Consider the following 18,414-nt stretch of genomic DNA (forward strand, 5'->3'; position numbering starts at 1 on the left):
ATGATTTTTATACCTTGCTACAAAAAACGGTATTTGTGCGAGGCGTAAACCAGCTCCTACGATCGGCGCATCCTTCAAATGGGAATATATTCATGCGCTATATCGATGCTTTCAACCACTTCTTTCCGAAACAGCTGTGGGACAAGATGTTGTCCTCCGGAGGGAATGCCAAAGACATCGGCAAGAGAATGCGCGGCGTGCCCGCCATCTACGATATCGACGAGCGGCTGCGCGTCGTCGATCGTTTCGACGACTACACCCAGGTCCTGTCGCTCGGCATGCCGCCGCTGGAATCGCTGGGCACCCCTCTAGAAACAGCGGAATACGCGAAGCTCGGCAATGACGGTCTTGCAGATCTGGTCGCCCGCTACCCCGATCGTTTCGTGGGCTTCCTGGCTTCGCTGCCGATGAACGACCCCGATGCTTCTGTACGGGAAGCCGAAAGGGCGTTCCGGCTCGGCGCCAATGGCCTGCAGATCCACACCAACGTCAACGGCGCGCCGCTCGACGAGGAGCGCTTTTTCCCGATCTTCGAGACGGCTGCGAAACACGGCAAGCCGGTCTTCCTGCACCCGTCCCGCGCCTCCGACATGCCGGACTACAAGACCGAGGACAAGTCGCGATACGAGATCTGGTGGACCTTCGGCTGGCCCTACGAGACGAGCGCGGCCATGGCGCGCCTGGTGTTCTCGGGGCTCATGGACCGGCTTCCGGAACTCAAGGTGCTCGCCCACCATCTCGGCGCCATGGTTCCCTATTTCGAGGGCCGCGTCGGCCCGGGATGGGACCAGCTCGGCAAGCGCACCTCCGACGAGGACCTGACCGAGGTTCTCGGCAGGCTGAAGAAGCGCCCGTTCGACTATTTCAAGGATTTCTATGCCGATACCGCCGTGTTCGGCTCGCGACCGGCCACCCTTTGCGGCCTCGATTTCTATGGCGCCGACCGCGTTCTCTTCGCGTCCGATTGCCCCTTCGATCCGGAAAAGGGACCAGGCTATATCCGCGACACGATCGCCGTGCTGGAATCGATCGACATGTCGAACGAGGATCGCGAGAAGATCAGCTTCAGGAACGCGCAGTCCCTGTTCGGGCTTGAACGGGTGTGACCATGACCGACGTCGATGTTTTGATCGTCGGAGCAGGGCCGGTCGGACTGACGCTGGCGCTCGATCTCGGCCGCCGGGGCGTTTCCGCCATGCTGACCGAGCAGAAGGATGCGCCGCAGTTCCTGCCGAAGATGGAGCGCTGCAACGCCCGCACGATGGAGATCTATCGCCGCCTCGGCGTGTCGGAAAAGATCAGGGCGGCCGGTTTTCCGTCCGACATGCCGATGGACGTCTTTGTGGTGAAGACGATGGTGGAAGAGCCGCTGCTGCATCTTCCCTATCCGTCGGTGGATGAGGCGCGCGCCAGGATAAAGGCCACCAATGACGGTTCGGAACCGCTCGAACCCTATCAGCTCGTGTCGCAATACACACTGGAGCCGCTGCTCAAGGAGGTCGTCGAAACCTTGGCCAGCATCGACGTTTCCTACGGGCACAGGCTGATCGACTTTGCCCAGGACAAGCATAAGGTCATCGCCCGCTTCGAGCGCAGCGATGGCAACGAAGTCAGCGTCAGCGCAAAATATCTGGTCGGCTGCGACGGCGGCGGCAGCACCGTGCGCAAGCAGCTCGGCTTCAAGCTCGAAGGCGACAGCAATCTCCTGGAGCTGTGGCAGGCGCTTTACCGCTCCGACGAACTGTTCGAAAAGATCCCGATCGCCAAGGGCCGGCACTATCACGTCGCCGACGACAAGGCGACCTTCCTGATCGTCCAGGACGACCTGAAACACTTCACGCTGCATTCGGTGGTGGAGACGCCGGAGGACATGAAGACGATGTTCGAAAAAGTCGTCGCCATGCCGGTCAAATACGAGATGCTTTATGCCGGCAAATGGCGGCAGAACCTGATGCTCGCCGACCGGTATCGCGACCGCCGCGTGTTCCTGGCCGGCGATGCGGCGCATCTCGTCATCCCGACGGGCGGGCTGGGCATGAATACCGGGGTCGGTGACGCGGTCGACATTTCCTGGAAGCTTGCGGCGACGCTGCAGGGCTGGGGCGGCGAGGGGCTGCTCGACAGCTATGAAGTCGAACGTCGCCAGATCGGCGCGCACAACGTGGCCGCTTCCCGCTTCGCCTCGCAGGGGCGACGGAAATGGCGATCCCAGTACCGGCCGGAAATGTACGAGGACACGGCCGCAGGCTCGGCCCTGAAGCGGGAATTCGTCGAGATCGCCGACCGGGAGCAGCGCAAGACCAACGAGATGATCGGCGCGGAACTCGGCTATCGATATGCGGCGAGCGCCATCATCACCGAGGAGGACGGCACGCCGCCGGAGCATGATTACATGGCCTACCAGCCGACGACCTGGCCGGGTGCGCGTCTGCCGCATGTCTGGCTTGCCGACGGAACGCCGATCCAGGACCGGATCGGCAGCGGCTATACGCTGCTTCGGCTGGACGGTAACGCAACGGCAGGCGATTCCTTTGTGGAAGCCATGCGAAATCGAGGCGCGCCGATCGACATACTGGACATCGACGATGCGACCGCCAAAAAGGTCTACGGACGCAGCTACCTCATTCTTCGACCGGATATGCACGTTGCCTGGCGCGGCGATGCGTTTCCCGATGACGTGGGGGCGCTTGCGGCCATGATTACCGGCAACGGCACGGCAAGGAGCGCGCAGGAGGCTCCGCCCGTTGGCCGGGCCATCAACAGTTGAACATGGATAGGGAGGAATGACATGTTTGCGTTAGGTAGGTTTTCCGGATTGATGCTGTCGCTCGCGCTCTGCGGGCTGGCAGGCAATGCGCTTGCGGCCGACAAGTTTGTCGTTGCCGTCGGCAACCAGGGCAACTGGGAGAATTCCATACCGGAACTCGGCCAGAAGCACGGCATCTTCGCCAAACATGGGCTGGATGTCGATGTGCTCTATACTCAAGGCGGGGCTGAATCGCAGCAGGCGGTGATATCGCGAAGCGTCGATATCGGCGCCGGCATCGGCCCGGCGGGTGCAATGGCGGCTTTCGCGCAAGGGGCGCCGATCCGCATCATCGGTTCGTCGCTGACCGGACCGAACGACCAGTTCTGGTACGTGCGCGCCGATTCCGCCATCAAGAAGCCGGAAGAGATGGCCGGCAAGACGGTGTCCTATTCGACCTCCGGCTCTTCGACCAACAGCGTTGTGCTCGCCTTCAAGCAGCGCTTCAAGATCGATTTCAAGGAAACCAAGACCGGTGCGGCCGCCGCGACCTTCACCCAGGTCATGTCGGGACAGGTCGATGTCGGCTGGGCCTCGCCGCCCTTCGGCCTCGAAGAGATCGACGGCGGCCGCATCCGCGTCGTCGCGAGGGCAAGCGACATACCCGAATTCCAGAACCAGACGGTGCGCGTGCTGATCGCCAATCCCGACGTCATGAAGGAGAGGGCGGATGTGTTCAAACGCTTCTTCACGGCCTATCGCGAAACGATCGACTGGATGTATTCGGACCCGGAAGCCCTCAAGCAATATGCGGCGATCGCCGGTGTTTCCCCGGCAATGGCGAAACGCATCCGCGACGAATTCCGCGACAAGAAGACCATCGAACCGGCGCAGTTCAGCGGTGCCGACGACATCATGAAGGACGCGATCAAGTTCGGCTACCTGAAGGCGACGCTTTCGCAGGACCAGCTCGGCAAGCTCGTGGAACTTCAGAAATAAGGCAGTTGCATGTGCGAATAGTCGGGCTTTCGGGATCCTGAGGAGGAGGCCTGAAAGCCGCCAGCGAAAAGGGGAGGAAGGAAATGGGTCTCTATTCCAGACTGAGCGGAGCCGCCGCGGCGATCGCCGTCGCTTTCGGTTTTTTCGCCGGCGCGCCAGCGAAGGCCACCGCCGACGATGCTGCAATCGCGAATTTCTACCGCGGCAAGACGATGGATCTCATCATCGGTTATTCGCCGGGCGGCGGTTACGACCAATATGCCCGCCTCGTCGGCCGGTTCCTCGGCAAACATATTCCCGGCAACCCCTCCATCGTGCCGCGCAATCTGCCGGGCGCCTCCAGCCGCACGGCGGCGGCGTTTCTCTATGCCAAGGCCCCGCAGGACGGCACGGTGATCGGCACTGCCGACCAGTCGCTCGCCTTGGCGCAGGTGATGGGCGACTCGACGCTCAGGGATATCGACACCGGCAAGTTTGGTTATGTCGGCAGCCCGACGATGGAGAACAACATCGTCATCACCTGGCACAAGTCGAAGGTCACCGATGTCGAGAAGGCGCGCCAGATCGCGGTGCCGATCGGGGCGACCGGCGGTTCGACGTCGTCGCAATATCCACTGATCATGAACAACCTTCTCGGCACCAGGTTCGAGATCATCATGGGATATCCAGGCGGCAACGACATCAACATGGCGATGGAAAACGGCGAAGTGGATGGCCGCGGCAGTGTCAACTGGGGTTCGGTCAAGCCGCTCGGCTGGGTCGACAAGAAGATGATCAACATCCTCGTCCAGGTCGGGCTGCAGCGGGAGAAAGAATTGCCGAACGTGCCGCTGCTGATGGATTTCGCGGCCAAGGACGAGGACAAGCAGATGCTGCGCCTGATCTCCGCACCGACCACCATCGGCCGTCCGATCTTCAGCACGCCGAACGTCCCGCCGGAGCGTCTGGATGCATTGCGCAAGGCCTTCGATGCCATGGTCAAGGATCCGGAATTCCTGGCTGCGGCGCAGAAAGAAGGGCTTCTCGTCGAACCGATCAGCGGCAAGCAGCTGGAGCAGATCGTCACCGAGATCGTCAGCACGCCGAAGGACGTGGGCGCCAAGCTTGCGAAGCTGATCGGGGTCCAATAGCGCCCGCTCCGAACGAAGAATGGTCGCAGCGACATCATGGGAGAAGAGCGTCAATGAGTGACAAGGCAAGACTTGCGCAGGAGATCGCCATGGCGACCCGCCTGCTCGTGCAGGAGGAGATCGTCGACTACAGCGGCCATATCTCGTCCCGTATTCCGGGTTCGCCGAATATCCTGATCCAGACGGCGACCCATTCCCGGGCGGAGTTGGCGCCGGATCACATCCTCGTCGTCGATCCTGAGGGGAACGTTGTCGAGGGGGAGGGCAAGGCGCCGCTTGAAGTCGTCCTCCATACGGAAATCCTGCGCGCCCGCCCCGAGGTGAACGCGGTGCTGCACAGCCATCCGGAAAAAGCGATCGCCTTCACGATGATGAAGGATACGCCGCTTTCCATCATGCGGGCGCGCGCCTTCGTCTTCGCGAGCGGCATTCCGACCCATAGCGATCCGCGGCTCATCCGGCGGGTCGAGCAGGGAAGGGCGCTGGCGAAGACGCTTGGGGTCCACAATGCGGCGCTGATCCGGGCGCATGGCATCGTCATGGCGGCGGAATCCGTGCCGGCGCTCTTCGTCGATGCGGTCCACTTCAAGGAAAACCTCGACATCAACATGCTGGTGCTGCAGGCGGGCAGGGAGCCTGCCCCGCTGACGGAGGAAGAAATCGCCGGGATCGACAGTCCGCGTGAATTCCACATCGACAAGCTCTGGAACTACTACGTCCGACGGGGGATGGCCGCCGGGCTCATTCCGCCGGAATGGAATTTGAACCTCTCCTGACGATCGGTCCTCCGGTACTCCAGCGAAGACGGAAATCTTATGGAAGCGAGCATGTTGGCGGCCGCCGCCGAAGCATTTGCGGTGCTGATGGATCCCTTGCGCCTGCTGCTTCTGGCCGGCGGCGTGTTGATGGGCCTCTTCCTCGGCATCGTGCCGGGGATCGGCGGACTGGCGGGAATGGCGCTGCTTCTGCCGTTTACCTATACGAGGGATCCGTACAGCGCCTTTGCCATGCTGCTCGGCATGGCGGCAGTCACCGGCACCAGTGACACGATCCCGGCCGTTCTCTTTGCCGTGCCCGGCTCGGCCGGGGCGCAGGCGACAGTCATGGACGGAAATCCCATGGCCAAACGCGGAGAGGCAGGCCGGGCGCTCAGCGCCGCCTACACGTCGTCGCTGATCGGCGGCCTGTTCGGCGCGCTCATCCTGGCGCTGACCATTCCGGTCCTTCGGCCGCTCATGCTGCATCTCGGCTCGCCGGAACTTCTCGCCTTGTCGATCTTCGGCATTTCCATGGTCGCCATCCTATCCGGCACCGCGCCGCTGCGGGGGCTGATCGCCGCCGGTCTCGGCATCATGCTGTCGATGATCGGTTCCGACCCGCAGACCGGCACGCTGCGCTGGACGCTGGACACGTTGTATCTCTGGGAAGGCCTCCCGGTCGTTCCGGTCGTGCTCGGGCTCTTCGCGCTGCCGGAACTCGCCGATCTGGCGATCAAACGGCAGGCGATCGCCTCCGACGCGAAGATCGACGTCCGCAGCGGCATGGTTCAGGGAATGAAGGATGCGCTGAACAACTGGTGGCTGATCGTCCGCTGCAGCGGCATCGGTGCGGCCGTCGGAGCCATCCCCGGGCTCGGGGCGTCGGTCGTCGACTGGATCGCCTACGGGCATGCGATGCAGACGGTGAAGGGTGCCAACGAAACCTTCGGAAAGGGGGACGTGCGGGGTGTGATCGCGCCGGAATCCGCCAACAACGCCATCACCGCCGGCTCGCTCGTGCCCACGATCGCGTTTGGCGTTCCCGGCTCGGCCTCTATGGCAATCCTGCTTGGCGTGTTCCTGATCCACGGCCTGATCCCCGGCCCCGACATGCTGACGAAGAACCTCAGCATCACCTATTCGATGATCTGGTCGATCGCCATCGCCAATATCCTCGGTGCAGGCATCTGCTTTGCCTTCAGCGGCCAGTTGGCCAAGATCGCGCTGCTGCGCTACACCGTCATCCTGCCGGGCGTCATCACCTTCGTGTTCATCGGCTCCTACCAGGCGACGCGCGACTGGGGTGATCTCTACACGCTGATCCTGTTCGCGATCCTCGGCTGGATCATGAAATTCCTCAAATGGCCGCGGCCACCCTTCATCCTGGGCTTCGTGCTGGGGGCGCTGATCGAGCGTTACATGTTCATCACCGCCACGCGTTATGGCTATGGCTGGTTTTCGAGGCCGATCGTGGTGATTTTCCTGGTGCTGTCGATCCTGCTGATCCTGAAGCCGGTGTTCCAGCACTGGCGCTCCATGGGCGGCCTGAAAGGCATCTCGGCCAATTTCGGCCGGCCGAAATTCCATTTCTCCGACCTGCTGCACGTCTTCGTCATTGCGCTGCTTGTCGCCATGTTCGTGCCCGCCTTTGCATGGCCCTTCGGAGCGGCCGTCGGTCCTCTCTTCGTTGGCGGGGTGAGCCTCGTCTTCGCGGTGGTCAGCCTGCTGAACCAGATATTTTCGCGGACGATCGTCACCAGCCGGGAAGAGCGCGGCGAACTGCAATCCCACACGATCCACATGGATATGCAGGTGAGCTATGAAGAGATGTCGCGGAAAGAGCTGGCGCTGAGGGTCGCGACCTTCTTCTTCTACCTCGTGCTTTTCCTCGTCCTGATCGCTGCGGTCGGTTTCATTCTGACGATCCCGATCTTTACCGCTCTCTACATGTGGTTCGAGGGTCGTGAGAACTGGAAGCCGATCCTTGGTCAAGCCGTCGGGATGACGGTACTGATCTACGTGGTGTTCGATACCGTGCTTCACGTGCTTTGGCCCGGGAGCCTTCTCGGCCAGCTGGTTCCGGCACTGCGCGTCATTCCTGCCGTCTGATACGGAGCGGTCGCGTGGTGCCGACACCGGAGCAGCAACAATCGTCGCGCGGGGCGGGGATGAATTCGCCCTGCGCGGAAGAAATTCCTGTTCTGTTTCAGGGGCCGGGCCGTGGAAATTTCTGCGGTCCGTCCCCGTCTTGCGGTTCGCTTCCATAATGGCGACGTCATCGGGCAGGGAGCCGGGTCGCGAACCGGTCTCTCCAAGGGGAGCAATCCGGCGTCCGGTGATGGTCGTTCAAGGCAGGTGAAGCGCCGTCAGGGCGCCAACCGCCGGAAGACAGTGGTGTCGCAATTCGGACCCTCCGGCACCTGGTCTTCTGGAAACGCTGCGGCGATCGGGCAGGCGGAATGCCTGACAATCCCATACCCAATACCGACTGCCTGCCCATCCCACCCCCCAACCGTGGCAAACCCTTTTGCCGCGGCCATCCGGCGTGCCTACGGTTGTCCTCACCGGCAACGGCAACGGCTTTTTCCGCAATGTGAACGATTTGACGGCCTTCTATTGCAATCGGACACTCGCTCGGGAACCTGTATGCGACAGGCGGTTCGATCTCCGCCCGGAAAAGAGGCCTCGATCAGGCGGCGTCACGCGCTGCGCATCAGAAAGCCCGTCCGGCGGAATCGATGCCCACTGAATGCAAATCGGCATCCTGGGAGGAGACCATGCCTATGCGCCTGAACGGATTATTCCATCGCCTGCCGCTTGCGGCCATCATCTGCCTCGGCATGGCGCTTCCTGCCATGGCACAGACCAAGGTGAAGGTCGCCTATCTCTTGGGCTCGCATTTCGACCTGCTGTTCGTGGCGAAGGACAAGGGCATGTTCGAGAAGAACGGCCTCGATGTCGCGCTCACCAACATGAACAAGCCGTCCGACCATCCGGCCGCGCTGATCTCCGGCAGCATGGACATCGGTTATGCCTCGCCGCTCGCCATTCTGCAGGCAAACCAGAACGGTCTCGATCTGGTGGCGCTCGGCGCGGTGGCGCGCGAGACGCCGGATCATCCCGATGTCGGCGTCGTCGCCCGCAAGGGATCCGGCATCACATCGCCGCAGGACCTGGCCGGCAAGAAGGTCGCCGTCTCGGGCATCAACAGCAACATGCACCTGATGCTGATCTACTGGCTGAAGCAGAAGGGCGTCGACACGTCGAAGATGCAGTTCGTCGAAGTGCCGATGGCGAACGGCGCCGATGCTCTGCGCGGCGGCAGCATCGATGCCATGGCGATCATCGAGCCCTTCCTGACGAAGGCCACGGCGGGCGGCGCGGGCGAGCTTCTCGCCAACTACATCGCGCAAGTTGAGCCGGGTGCGCTGATGGGTGTGTGGACCACGACCCGCCAGTGGGCGGAAAAGAACCGTGACACCGTCAAGAAGTTCAATGCGTCAATGGTCGAGGCCCTGAAATATGTCGAGCAGCATCCGGAAGTGATTGCCGAGGTCGAGAAGAAATATAACGGCTTCGTCTCCTCTTCCGCCCCGAGCTTCATCCTCGATTTCAAGCCGGTGGACTTCAACATCTGGATCACGGTCGGCAAAGCCGGCGGTGCGCTCAAGAACCCGCCGAACCCGGATACCCTGGCCTTCCAGTAAGGGCCAGGCCGGGAAATCTCATGCGGTCAACCGCCAGGAAGTCGCCGATGCTGCGTTCGGAAGATGTGAAGGGTTCTCGCTCGAGCGAGACGGTGGCGGAACTCGTGGCCGCAAACCACGTGCTCGCCATGCTGGGACTGGTGGATGCCTTCGGCCATATCTCGATGCGCGCTCCCGACAATGCGGACCACTTCCTGATGGCCCGTTCCATGGCGCCGGCGCTTGTGACCGAGGCGGATATCATCCGCCTCGGTCTCGATTCCAGACCGCTCGACGAGGCTGCCGGCAGCGCCTCGATCGAGCGGTTCATCCATGGTGAAATCTACCGGGCGAGGCCCGACGTCCTGTCGGTCGTGCACACCCATTCCCCGACGATCATCCCCTTCAGCGTCAGCCGCACGCCGCTCCGGCCCGTCTCGCATGTCGGTGCGTTCCTGTCGCCCGAGGTGCCGGTCTATGACACGCGGGACACGGTCGGCGCCAGCAATCTCCTGATCTCCGACAATATGCTCGGAAAGGCACTGGCGGAAAAGCTCGGGCTCGGCACCGTCGTACTGATCCGCGGCCACGGCAATGCGGTCGTGGCGCCGACGATCGGCATGGCCGTCTACCGTGCCTATTTCACGGAAAAGGGCGCGGAACTGCTGATGCAGGCCCGCCAGCTTGACGGGCCGATCGCCTACGTGCAGCCCGACGAGGCCGAACTTGCCAACAGTCTGCGCAACAACGGTTACGTCCGTCAGTGGGAGCTGTGGAAGGAAGAGGCGAACGTGAAGGGACACCGGGCGCAGGCGTTGCGCATCACCTGCACCTGCGGCGTCGCCCATACCTGAAGGCGCCGCCGCCCGGCGCCCGCCATCCAGCCACGAGAGGAAAACAAGCGATGGTAAGACCGCTCGACCGCGTTTCCGACGCCGTTTCGGAGACCGAACTGGAGCGCCGATGGACGGCGCTGCGCGAGGTCATCCGCGATGCCGGCGTCGATGCGCTGCTGGCCCAGGGCGCCAACCACGTGAACGGCGTCGGCGGTTATTCCCGCTGGATCACCGGCGGCGCTCTCTACGGTTCCTATCCCGAAACGACGATCTTCCCGAAGGACGGGCTGATGGTGAAGGTCGGCCATGGCCCGTTCGGCGGCGAGGCGGATTTTGGTGGCCGCAACCGGACCCAGCCGGGCACCGGCAGACGGCTTTCGACACCAACCTTCCCGGCCATCTCCTATTGCGACGCCTATGACGCGGAGCTCATCGCCAAGGAGGTCCGCCGGCTGGGCTTGCGCAGGATCGGGCTGGTTGGCCCGGGCACGATGTATTGGGGTTTTGCCAACGCGCTCTTCAAGCTGCTCGACGATGTCGAATTCACCGATGTGACGGATGCCGTCGATCACCTGCGCGCCGACAAGAGCCCGGAAGAGATCGACCTGATGCGCCGCGCGGCCAGGATGCAGGACGATATCTTCGCCAAGGTGCCGGAATTCTTGCAACCCGGCCTTCGCGACTACCAGCTGATGGCCCACGGCCAGTTCCACGGCGCATTGCAGGGCGGTGCGTCCGGCTATTTCCTCGGCGGCTCCGCCCCCGTCGGCGAGCCCGTCGGCATGAACCCGCGCCAGATGCAGGGCCGCGTCATCCAGGACGGTGACGTCGTCGTGTTCCAGCCGGAAAACTCCGGGCCGGGCGGTTATTTCGTGCATGCCTGCCGCATCTATGTGCTCGGCAAGGCGCCGCAGGAGCTTGTCGATCGCTGGGGCGACATGGTCGAGGCGCAGGATTTCACCGTCGGCCTGTTGCAGAACGGTGCCGACTGCGCCGAGATCTTCAGGCAATACAACGATTACATGCAGGCGCGGGGCTTCTCCCCGGAAGACCGCCTCTTCGCCCACAGCCAGGGCTACGACGTCGTCGAACGGCCGCTGATCCGCCAGGACGAAAGAATGGCGATCGGCCCGAACATGAATATCGGCATCCATCCGCGTTATGCCAACGAGCGGGTCTTCGTCACCGTCTGCGACAATTTCCTGACCCATGCGAGCGGTCCGGCCGAACGGCTGCACCGGACGCCGCGCGAAATCTTTGAACTCTGAGGCCCTTGTCATGACGAATGTCCTGATCTTCCCCGGCAAGGGCGGCAATCCGCATCTGGCCGGCCTGTTTCGCGCCGCCCATCCAGAACTCGATATCACCCATGTCACCAGCCTCGACGAGGCGGAGGCGAAAATCGGCGATGCGGAGATCTTCATGAGCTGGGGCCTGCCCCGCGACATCTTCGCCGGCGCGAAACGGCTTCGCTGGGTGAGTTCGCTCGGCACCGGCGTCAACGGCCTCGTCGATGCACCGTCGCTCCACCGCGACGTGATCGTCACCGCGACGCGCGGCATCCACGGCACGCCGATGTCGGAAGCGGCCTTCCTGATGATGCTGGCGCTGGCCCGCAATTTCGTGCGATCGGTTCGCCAGCAGGACGGCCAGGAATGGAAGCGTTTCCCGCCGCAATTGCTGAAGGGCAAGACGGTCGGCGTGGTCGGCACCGGTGCCATCGCCCAGGATTTCGCGCCGCGCTGCAAGGCGTTCGGCATGCGGGTCTTGGGCTTTTCGCGCACCGAGCGGCCGATCGCCGGTTTCGACGAGGTCCGCCGCCGCGAGGAACTGGCGGAACTGGCCGGAACGCTGGATTTCCTCGTGCTGCTGGTGCCGCTGGAGCGCGACACGCGCAACCTGATCGACGCGAAGATCCTGGCCGCCATGAAGCCGACCGCCTTCCTGGTCAACCTCGCCCGCGGCGCAATCATCGATGAGCCGGCACTCGCTGAAGCGCTGACTGCAGGGCAGATTGCCGGCGCGGCTCTCGATACGTTCGTGGAAGAACCGCTACCGAAGGGCCATCCGCTCTGGACCGCCCCGAACACGATCGTCACCGGCCATCTCGGCGGGTTTTCCGACGAGACCGAGCCCGGCATCGTCGCCCAGTTCTCGCAGAACCTGACGCATTTCCGGAACGGCGATTTTCATTTGATGAGCAATCGGGAAAACCGCAGGTAAATACGTGGGTTGCCCCGCACCTGGATCCTCGGGTCAAGCCCGAGGATGACGACCGAGGGGCGTGCCGTGCGCCAGAAAGGGCACGGCGTAAAGGTTTGTGCGACGAACGAGCAGGATGCTGTTGCGGATGCCTTCGGGACCCAAGAACTTCAAGCGGGTGGCGACGCTTGTTGCAGCGTCGACCCACCCACACGCTCCGTCATCCTCGGGCTCGACCCGAGGATCCATCACTTCCCGCTGCGAGGGGGCACGGCCACGGTTACCGGCTCGGCCGCCACCGCAGCAGCCGGCGGTCCATCATGTCCAGCAGCAAATTGCTGACGAGGCCGATCAGGCCGATCAGGATCACGCCGGCATAGAGGTTCGGCGCGTCGAACGAGCGGGCGGCAAGCAGGATGCTGTTGCCGATACCCTCGAGCCCCATCAACATTTCGCCGACAATGGTGAGGATCAGCGAGATCGTCAGGCCGAGCCGCATGCTGGCCAGGATATCCGGCACGGCGTTGGGCAGCGCGATCTTCCAGATCGTCTCCAGCCGCGACAGCTTCAGCACATGGCCGACTTCCGTCAGACGGGGATGGATCGCCGCGAAGCCGTGGATGGTGGCAAGCAACATCGGCCAGATCGTGCCGAACGCGATCAGCACCAGAACCGAGGCGTTGGAAAGGCCGAACAGCGTGATGGCGATCGGCGCGATCGCCGAGGCGGGCAGCGGCCTGATGAATTCCAGCGTCGGCCCGAAATAGCTGCGGGCAAGCGCCGAACTGCCGATCAACGTGCCGAGCGCCACGCCGAGAATGGAAGACAGTACCCAGCCGTAGATCATGCGTTCGACGGTGAGCAGAAGCTTGCCGCCGAGTTCGCCCGATTCGAAACCGGTGACGGCGGCATCGAAGGCGCGGTCCGGCCCCGGCAGGAAGACCGGCGAGATCAGCCGCATGTTGGCGATCAGCTGCCAGCCGGCAATCAACGCGGCCGCGAAGGCGAGGCTGGCGAGGAGCCAGAGGATTTTACCGGTGCGGGTCGTATTCTTGTTCATGAGCGGGCTCCGACGAGGGCGGCGCGGCCGAACAGGCGGTTCTGGGCAAACAGCAGGAAGGCGTTGAAGCTCCAGCCGATAATGCCGATCCACAGCAGCATGCCGAACATCAGGTCGGGCCGGAACGATTGCTGCGCGAACATCACCGCGTAACCGAGGCCGTAGGGATTGGTGGCGATCTCCACCGTGACGGCGATCGTCAGCCCGACGCCGGCGGCAAGTCGTAAGCCCACGAAGAGACGCGGCAGGGCTGCGGGCAGGAAGATCTTCCAGATGCGGGCGACCGGGCCGAGCTTCAGCATCCGGCTCACCTCCATCAGGCGCGGATGGATGCCGCGGATCGCCGCCCGCGTCATGATCAGGATCGGCCAGAAACAGCCCTTGGCGACGATCACCAGTTCCATGCGGTAGCCAAGCCCGAAGATCAGAAGCGCGATCGGGATCAGCGCTACCGACGGCACGGGGCGCAGGAACTCCAGTGAAACCGTGAGCAGCCGGTCGATCGGCTGAACGAGGCCGATGAGGAGGCCGAGGAGCAACCCGAGGGTGCCCCCGATGGCAAGCCCGCCGAGCGTCGTGCTCAGCGTATGGGATGCGGCCGTCAGCACGGTGCCGTCGAGTGCGGCGGTCCATGCCGCCTGCAGGACCGAGACGGGCGAGGCGAGGTTGTCGCTCTCTATGCCCCAGACCATCGCCAGAATTTGCAGGGCGACCAGCGCCACCAGAGGAAAGACGAGGCCCTTCACGCTTCCGACTCCTGCACGAAATCGAAGATCTTGCGGCGCAACCTCAGGAATTCGGGATCTTCGCGGGTGGTCAGCTGGTTGCGCGGCCGCGGCAGCTTGATGTCGAAGACTTCCGCAACGCGGCCCGGATTGGGCGCCAATGCAATCACCCGGTCGGCGAGGTAGATGGCCTCTTCGAGGTCGTGGGTGACGAAGAAGACGGTCGTGCCGCTCTGGTCCATGATGCGCAGCACCTGGTCCTGAAGATGCTGACGGGTCATCGCGTCCAGCGCGCCGAACGGTTCGTCCATGAGCAGGACCGAGGGCTCCTGCGCCAGGCAGCGAGCGATCTGCAGGCGCTGCTGCATGCCGCCGGACAGTTCGGAAGGGTAGGCTTCGCCGCGATTGCCGAGGCCCACTTTTTCGAGCAGGGCCGCGATGCGGTCGGGCCGCTCGGTGCGGGGCACGCCGGCCGCTTCCAGTGCCAGCGAGACATTGCCGGCGGCGGTGCGCCAGGGCAGCAGCGCATTGGTATAGTCCTGGAAGACGACCGCGATGTCGCGCGCCGGTTCCCTGACCGGCTTGCCGTTATAGACGATCTCGCCGGAGGTCGGCTGCAGCAGGCCGGCAATCAGCCGCAGCGTCGTCGTCTTGCCGCAACCGGAAGGCCCGACCACGCAGACGAATTCCTGGCGGCCGATCGACAGGTTGATGTCCTGAAGGATGCGCCGCCCGACGAAATCCAGGCACACGTTGCGGAAGGTGATCAGCGGTTCGGCGCTCTTCATGCCCTTGTCAACCTCGGTACCGGTAAAAAGCTGTTCCGAATTCTTGAGCTTCCTTGCTGAAGCCTGGTCGAAAGCAGTCATCAAAGCCTTCCTTGTGGTGTCTTGCGGAGGGAGGAGAAAGAAGCCGACAGAACGGGGACGCGAGCGCCCGGTGCGAAACCGGGCTGCGCGATTGTCCTTTCGTATCGTCCTTCTGGCTCCTCCCGCAGACGCATGCCGATAGCAGCATGATCTTGGTTTAGGGTGCGGCGCACTGGCAAGCCCGTTGTCCGTGGACTTTCACATTGTGAGAGCGGACCTGACATTCATCAATCGCCGTCGACGACGGCGATGAAGTCGCACTGGATCAGCATGCCGCTTTCCAGCTCGCCCTTCATGGCGTGGCGGGTGGGGCGGTGGGCCGGATCGGGAAACATCGCCTCCCAGTAGGGATTGACGAAGTGTCGTTCGGAGCGGTTCTGCATCCAGAGCGTCATCTTGATGATATCGCCCGTCGTGCCGCCCGCCGCCTCGATGATCGCGCGCACATGCCCGAACATCAGTTCGCACTGGCGATCCATGCCTTCGGCGGAAGCGAGCCCGGTCTTCGGGTCGAGCCCGTGGATGCCGCTCGAATAGACCATGTTGCCAATCCGGCAGGCGGCCGGCACCGGGTTTCGATGAGCAAAGCTTTCCACATAGATGCTGCGTCGCTTCTGCACGATTGTCTCCTCTGCATATCGCCGGGCGGGTCGCCTAAGTCATCGCGCCCATCGTCGTATTCGCGAGAAAAGAAGCACATTCGCCGATCTGCAACGCGAAAGGCCGGCAACTTTCACATTACGGAATGTGACCCGCCGCTTTCGCATGAAGAAGCCGGCGACAGGCCGTCCGGAGGCGGACAATCGGCCGCCGGGGCGGGAATTTTCGCTATGTGAACAAATCCGCGGTGCTTCCTTGCCCTCGACCGCGCTTGGCTCCAAGCCTCATCCTGGAAAGTCGAAATGACGGTTCCTGCCGCAAGACGGGAGCCGTTCGATGAGGGAGAAGAACAATGGCTATGGACGACTTCGTATTGAATCCGCCGTTCAACGTGACGCGGGCGAGCCATGTCGTGCTGACGGTCAGGGACCTCGATGCCAGCAAGGCATTCTATACCGATCTCGCCGGGCTGGTGGTCAGCGATGAGGATAGCGATGCCGTCTATCTTCGCGGAATGGAGGAAAACTGCCATCACAGCCTCGTTCTGCGCAAGGCCGGCAATACGCTGTGCAAGCGCATCGGCCTGCGCATGCAGACGGACGACGACCTGAAGAAGGCTGCGGATTATTTCGGCGCCCGGGGCGCGGAAACGCAGTTCGTCGATACGCCCTACCAGGGTCTGACGCTGCATGTGCGCGACAGCCAGGGCATGCCGCTGGAATTCTGCGCCACCATGGAATTCCGCCCCCGCCTGATGACGGCCTATGACCAGTATCGCGGTGCAAGCGCCCAGCGCCTCGACCATTACCAGATCCAGTCGAGCGACGTCCGCCGTGCCTATGATTTCTACCAGCCGCTCGGCTTCCGTACCAGCGAGTACACCTATTCGAAGAATGCCGACGGGACCGAGAACCTCTGGGGCGTCTGGATGCAGCGCAAGGGCAATCCGCACGATATCGTCTTCACCAACGGTCCCGGTCCGCGCCTGCACCATTTCGCCTACACGCTGCGCGATGCCAGCGACATGATCCGCGCCTGCGACGTGGCCGGAGCGCTTGGGCTCGGGCAGCGGCTGGAGCGCGGTCCCGGCCGCCACGGCATCAGCGGCGCGATGTTCGTCTACTTCCGCGATCCGGACGGCCACCGCATCGAGCTGTTCAACACCCATTACCAGCATATCGACATCGAGCCACCGATCGCCTGGGATCTGGCGGACCCCAAGCGGGCCGACCAGTGGGGCCTGCCGGCGCAGGAGAAATGGTTTGCCGAGGCGACCGCCTTCGAAGGCGCGGACATCGTGCCGCCGACGCTCAGCATCGAGCCGCCGACGCTGGAACGCTTCCTCAAGATCAAGGCGGCCTGAGGCACGGGCCGGCGATCCCACGAACACCGAAATCGAATGCGCCGCGCTGCGCGCGTGGCGGCCATAAAGGAGGAATAGTCGATGTTGAACATCGCAATCATCGGCGCGGGTCCCGGCGGTCTCGCTCTTGCGCTCAGGCTGCACCAGAAGGGCTTCAAACCGACGATCTACGAAGGCGTCAGGGAGCTGAAACCGCTCGGCGTCGGTGTCGACATCAAGGTCTACGGCGTCAAGGAAATCACCGAGATCGGCCTGCTGGAGGAGTTCCAGGCGATCTCGGTCGAAGCGATCGATTCGCTGTTCTTCACCCGCTACGGCCAGATGATCTACGGCGAAAAGTGCGGCAAGCACATGGGTTATCCGCACGAGCAGCGCTTCGTGCACCGCGGCACGCTGCAGATGATGTTCTACGACGCCGTCATCAAACGGCTCGGCCCGGAGGCGGTCGTGCATGGCGCCCGCTGCACCGGCTTCGAACAGGACGAGACCGGCGTCACGGTGCATTTCGAAGAGGCCGAGGGCGTTCCGAAATCGGCCCGCCATGACCTGCTGATCGGCGCCGACGGCATCAAGTCGGTGGTGCGCAACCAGCTTATTCCGTCCTCGGAAGGCAGCCATTATTCCGGCGTCGCCATGTGGCGCGGCGTCACCGTCATGCCGCCCTTCCGCAACGGCGGCACCATCCTTCATCTCGGCGATCCGATTGCCCAGGGCAGCATGATTGTCTACCCGATCCGCAACAATGTCGACGGCAAGGGCAACCAGCTCGTCAACTGGGTGGTCGAGCAGAACGGCAAGCCGAAGTCGATCGAGGACTGGAACCAGCGCGTCAGCCCGGACGAGATCGCCCACAAGTTCGACGAGACCAAGCTCGATTTCGTCGATGTCGGCGAGATGATCCGCAACGCGCGCGAAGTCTATCTCTACCCGCTGATCGACCGCGATCCGCTGCCGCAATGGTCGTTCGGCCGTGTCACGCTGATCGGCGACGCCGCACACGCCATGTATCCGCGCGGCGGCAACGGGCTCTGCCAGGCGCTGGTCGACTGCCGGGTGCTGGCCGAAAAACTTGCCGAAGTCGACGATCCGATCGAGGCTCTCGAGCAATACGAGGGCGCGCGGCGCGAATTCGTCAACCGCATCGTCATCGCCAATCGCGGCGAGGGGCCGGAAGTGGTCCGCCGCATCGTCGAGGAACGTTCGGGCGGCAAGCCGTTCGAGGATATCGAGACGATTTTTCCGCTGAAGGAATGCGAGGCGATCTTCCTCGAATACCACCGCATGGCCGGCATGCAGCGTCCCGACGACGCGGGTCCGGTCGGTTTCCGCGAAACCTTCTTCAGTGAAGACCAGGCAAGGAAGACCATCGTCCGATAGTGCCGCCGGCTGGTTTGCCAGCCTTTATTCGCCGTGGATGCGGTCATCGGACCGCCACCATGC

General features: G+C 63.1%; 16 protein-coding genes. 12 read left to right on the forward strand and 4 right to left on the reverse strand.

What is annotated here, in order from left to right; translation table 11 throughout:
• Positions 1-92: 92 nt before the first annotated feature.
• The 10 genes from PMI07_RS11140 (at position 93) to PMI07_RS11185 (ending at position 12,378) form a co-directional block, all read left to right on the forward strand.
• On the forward strand, positions 93-1,106 hold the full coding sequence (locus PMI07_RS11140; protein ID WP_007759303.1) for an amidohydrolase family protein: 1,014 nt from the start codon (positions 93-95) through the stop codon (positions 1,104-1,106).
• A 2-nt stretch (positions 1,107-1,108) separates the two neighbouring features.
• The gene (locus PMI07_RS11145) at positions 1,109-2,767 is read left to right on the forward strand and encodes an FAD-dependent monooxygenase (protein ID WP_007759301.1); all 1,659 of its coding nucleotides are present in this window, start codon (positions 1,109-1,111) and stop codon (positions 2,765-2,767) included.
• 21 nt (positions 2,768-2,788) lie between these two features.
• Complete coding sequence (locus tag PMI07_RS11150; protein WP_007759299.1) at positions 2,789-3,745, forward strand: ABC transporter substrate-binding protein; 957 nt, start codon at positions 2,789-2,791, stop codon at positions 3,743-3,745.
• 83 nt (positions 3,746-3,828) lie between these two features.
• Positions 3,829-4,875: a hypothetical protein gene (locus PMI07_RS11155; RefSeq protein WP_007759297.1), complete on the forward strand. Its 1,047-nt coding sequence runs from the start codon at positions 3,829-3,831 to the stop codon at positions 4,873-4,875.
• A 53-nt stretch (positions 4,876-4,928) separates the two neighbouring features.
• Positions 4,929-5,651 (forward strand): class II aldolase/adducin family protein, encoded by a 723-nt coding sequence (locus tag PMI07_RS11160; RefSeq protein WP_007759288.1) that lies wholly within the window; start codon positions 4,929-4,931, stop codon positions 5,649-5,651.
• A gap of 51 nt (positions 5,652-5,702) precedes the next feature.
• Positions 5,703-7,742: a tripartite tricarboxylate transporter permease gene (locus tag PMI07_RS11165; protein ID WP_245277124.1), complete on the forward strand. Its 2,040-nt coding sequence runs from the start codon at positions 5,703-5,705 to the stop codon at positions 7,740-7,742.
• 668 nt (positions 7,743-8,410) lie between these two features.
• Positions 8,411-9,340 carry an ABC transporter substrate-binding protein gene (locus tag PMI07_RS33535; RefSeq protein ID WP_245277125.1) on the forward strand — a complete coding sequence of 310 codons (930 nt, stop codon included), beginning with the start codon at positions 8,411-8,413 and terminating at the stop codon, positions 9,338-9,340.
• Positions 9,341-9,387: 47 nt separating this feature from the next.
• The gene (locus tag PMI07_RS11175; RefSeq protein WP_007759279.1) at positions 9,388-10,173 is read left to right on the forward strand and encodes a class II aldolase/adducin family protein; all 786 of its coding nucleotides are present in this window, start codon (positions 9,388-9,390) and stop codon (positions 10,171-10,173) included.
• A gap of 50 nt (positions 10,174-10,223) precedes the next feature.
• A complete protein-coding gene (locus PMI07_RS11180) occupies positions 10,224-11,423 on the forward strand; it encodes a M24 family metallopeptidase (RefSeq protein WP_007759278.1) in 1,200 nt (399 codons plus the stop codon).
• A gap of 10 nt (positions 11,424-11,433) precedes the next feature.
• On the forward strand, positions 11,434-12,378 hold the full coding sequence (locus tag PMI07_RS11185) for a D-2-hydroxyacid dehydrogenase (protein WP_007759275.1): 945 nt from the start codon (positions 11,434-11,436) through the stop codon (positions 12,376-12,378).
• 259 nt (positions 12,379-12,637) lie between these two features.
• Here the strand turns inward: PMI07_RS11185 and PMI07_RS11190 are convergent, their stop codons facing one another.
• The 4 genes from PMI07_RS11190 to PMI07_RS11205 all read right to left on the reverse strand — a co-directional run bounded on the left by PMI07_RS11190 (position 12,638) and on the right by PMI07_RS11205 (position 15,631).
• Positions 12,638-13,417, reverse strand: a complete 780-nt coding sequence (locus PMI07_RS11190; protein ID WP_024163738.1) for an ABC transporter permease — start codon at positions 13,415-13,417, stop codon at positions 12,638-12,640.
• A complete protein-coding gene (locus PMI07_RS11195; RefSeq protein WP_007774630.1) occupies positions 13,414-14,163 on the reverse strand; it encodes an ABC transporter permease subunit in 750 nt (249 codons plus the stop codon). The genes PMI07_RS11190 and PMI07_RS11195 overlap by 4 nt, the downstream gene beginning before the upstream one ends.
• Positions 14,160-15,011: an ABC transporter ATP-binding protein gene (locus PMI07_RS11200; RefSeq protein ID WP_007774627.1), complete on the reverse strand. Its 852-nt coding sequence runs from the start codon at positions 15,009-15,011 to the stop codon at positions 14,160-14,162. Before PMI07_RS11200 ends, PMI07_RS11195 begins: the two co-directional genes overlap by 4 nt.
• A gap of 227 nt (positions 15,012-15,238) precedes the next feature.
• Positions 15,239-15,631: a RidA family protein gene (locus tag PMI07_RS11205; protein ID WP_007774625.1), complete on the reverse strand. Its 393-nt coding sequence runs from the start codon at positions 15,629-15,631 to the stop codon at positions 15,239-15,241.
• 332 nt (positions 15,632-15,963) lie between these two features.
• Here PMI07_RS11205 and hpaD point away from each other — a divergent pair, with 332 nt between their 5' ends.
• Together hpaD and PMI07_RS11215 are read left to right on the forward strand one after the other, a co-directional pair.
• A complete protein-coding gene (hpaD, locus tag PMI07_RS11210; protein ID WP_024163739.1) occupies positions 15,964-16,974 on the forward strand; it encodes a 3,4-dihydroxyphenylacetate 2,3-dioxygenase in 1,011 nt (336 codons plus the stop codon).
• A gap of 81 nt (positions 16,975-17,055) precedes the next feature.
• Positions 17,056-18,351, forward strand: a complete 1,296-nt coding sequence (locus PMI07_RS11215; RefSeq protein ID WP_007757696.1) for an FAD-dependent monooxygenase — start codon at positions 17,056-17,058, stop codon at positions 18,349-18,351.
• Positions 18,352-18,414 lie beyond the last annotated feature (63 nt).

Source organism: Rhizobium sp. CF080, from assembly GCF_000282095.2.
Classification (GTDB): domain Bacteria; phylum Pseudomonadota; class Alphaproteobacteria; order Rhizobiales; family Rhizobiaceae; genus Neorhizobium.

What these genes read in the sequence shown, in the direction of transcription:
- PMI07_RS33535 (WP_245277125.1), top strand. Translation starts at nt 8,411, where the DNA reads ATGCCTATGCGCCTGAACGGATTATTCCATCGCCTGCCGCTTGCGGCC.
- PMI07_RS11185 (WP_007759275.1), top strand. Translation starts at nt 11,434, where the DNA reads ATGACGAATGTCCTGATCTTCCCCGGCAAGGGCGGCAATCCGCATCTG.
- PMI07_RS11150 (WP_007759299.1), top strand. Translation starts at nt 2,789, where the DNA reads ATGTTTGCGTTAGGTAGGTTTTCCGGATTGATGCTGTCGCTCGCGCTC.
- PMI07_RS11165 (WP_245277124.1), top strand. Translation starts at nt 5,703, where the DNA reads ATGTTGGCGGCCGCCGCCGAAGCATTTGCGGTGCTGATGGATCCCTTG.
- PMI07_RS11175 (WP_007759279.1), top strand. Translation starts at nt 9,388, where the DNA reads ATGCTGCGTTCGGAAGATGTGAAGGGTTCTCGCTCGAGCGAGACGGTG.
- PMI07_RS11145 (WP_007759301.1), top strand. Translation starts at nt 1,109, where the DNA reads ATGACCGACGTCGATGTTTTGATCGTCGGAGCAGGGCCGGTCGGACTG.
- PMI07_RS11140 (WP_007759303.1), top strand. Translation starts at nt 93, where the DNA reads ATGCGCTATATCGATGCTTTCAACCACTTCTTTCCGAAACAGCTGTGG.
- PMI07_RS11180 (WP_007759278.1), top strand. Translation starts at nt 10,224, where the DNA reads ATGGTAAGACCGCTCGACCGCGTTTCCGACGCCGTTTCGGAGACCGAA.
- PMI07_RS11215 (WP_007757696.1), top strand. Translation starts at nt 17,056, where the DNA reads ATGTTGAACATCGCAATCATCGGCGCGGGTCCCGGCGGTCTCGCTCTT.
- hpaD (WP_024163739.1), top strand. Translation starts at nt 15,964, where the DNA reads ATGGCTATGGACGACTTCGTATTGAATCCGCCGTTCAACGTGACGCGG.
- PMI07_RS11200 (WP_007774627.1), bottom strand. Translation starts at nt 15,011, where the DNA reads ATGACTGCTTTCGACCAGGCTTCAGCAAGGAAGCTCAAGAATTCGGAA.
- PMI07_RS11155 (WP_007759297.1), top strand. Translation starts at nt 3,829, where the DNA reads ATGGGTCTCTATTCCAGACTGAGCGGAGCCGCCGCGGCGATCGCCGTC.
- PMI07_RS11190 (WP_024163738.1), bottom strand. Translation starts at nt 13,417, where the DNA reads ATGAACAAGAATACGACCCGCACCGGTAAAATCCTCTGGCTCCTCGCC.
- PMI07_RS11160 (WP_007759288.1), top strand. Translation starts at nt 4,929, where the DNA reads ATGAGTGACAAGGCAAGACTTGCGCAGGAGATCGCCATGGCGACCCGC.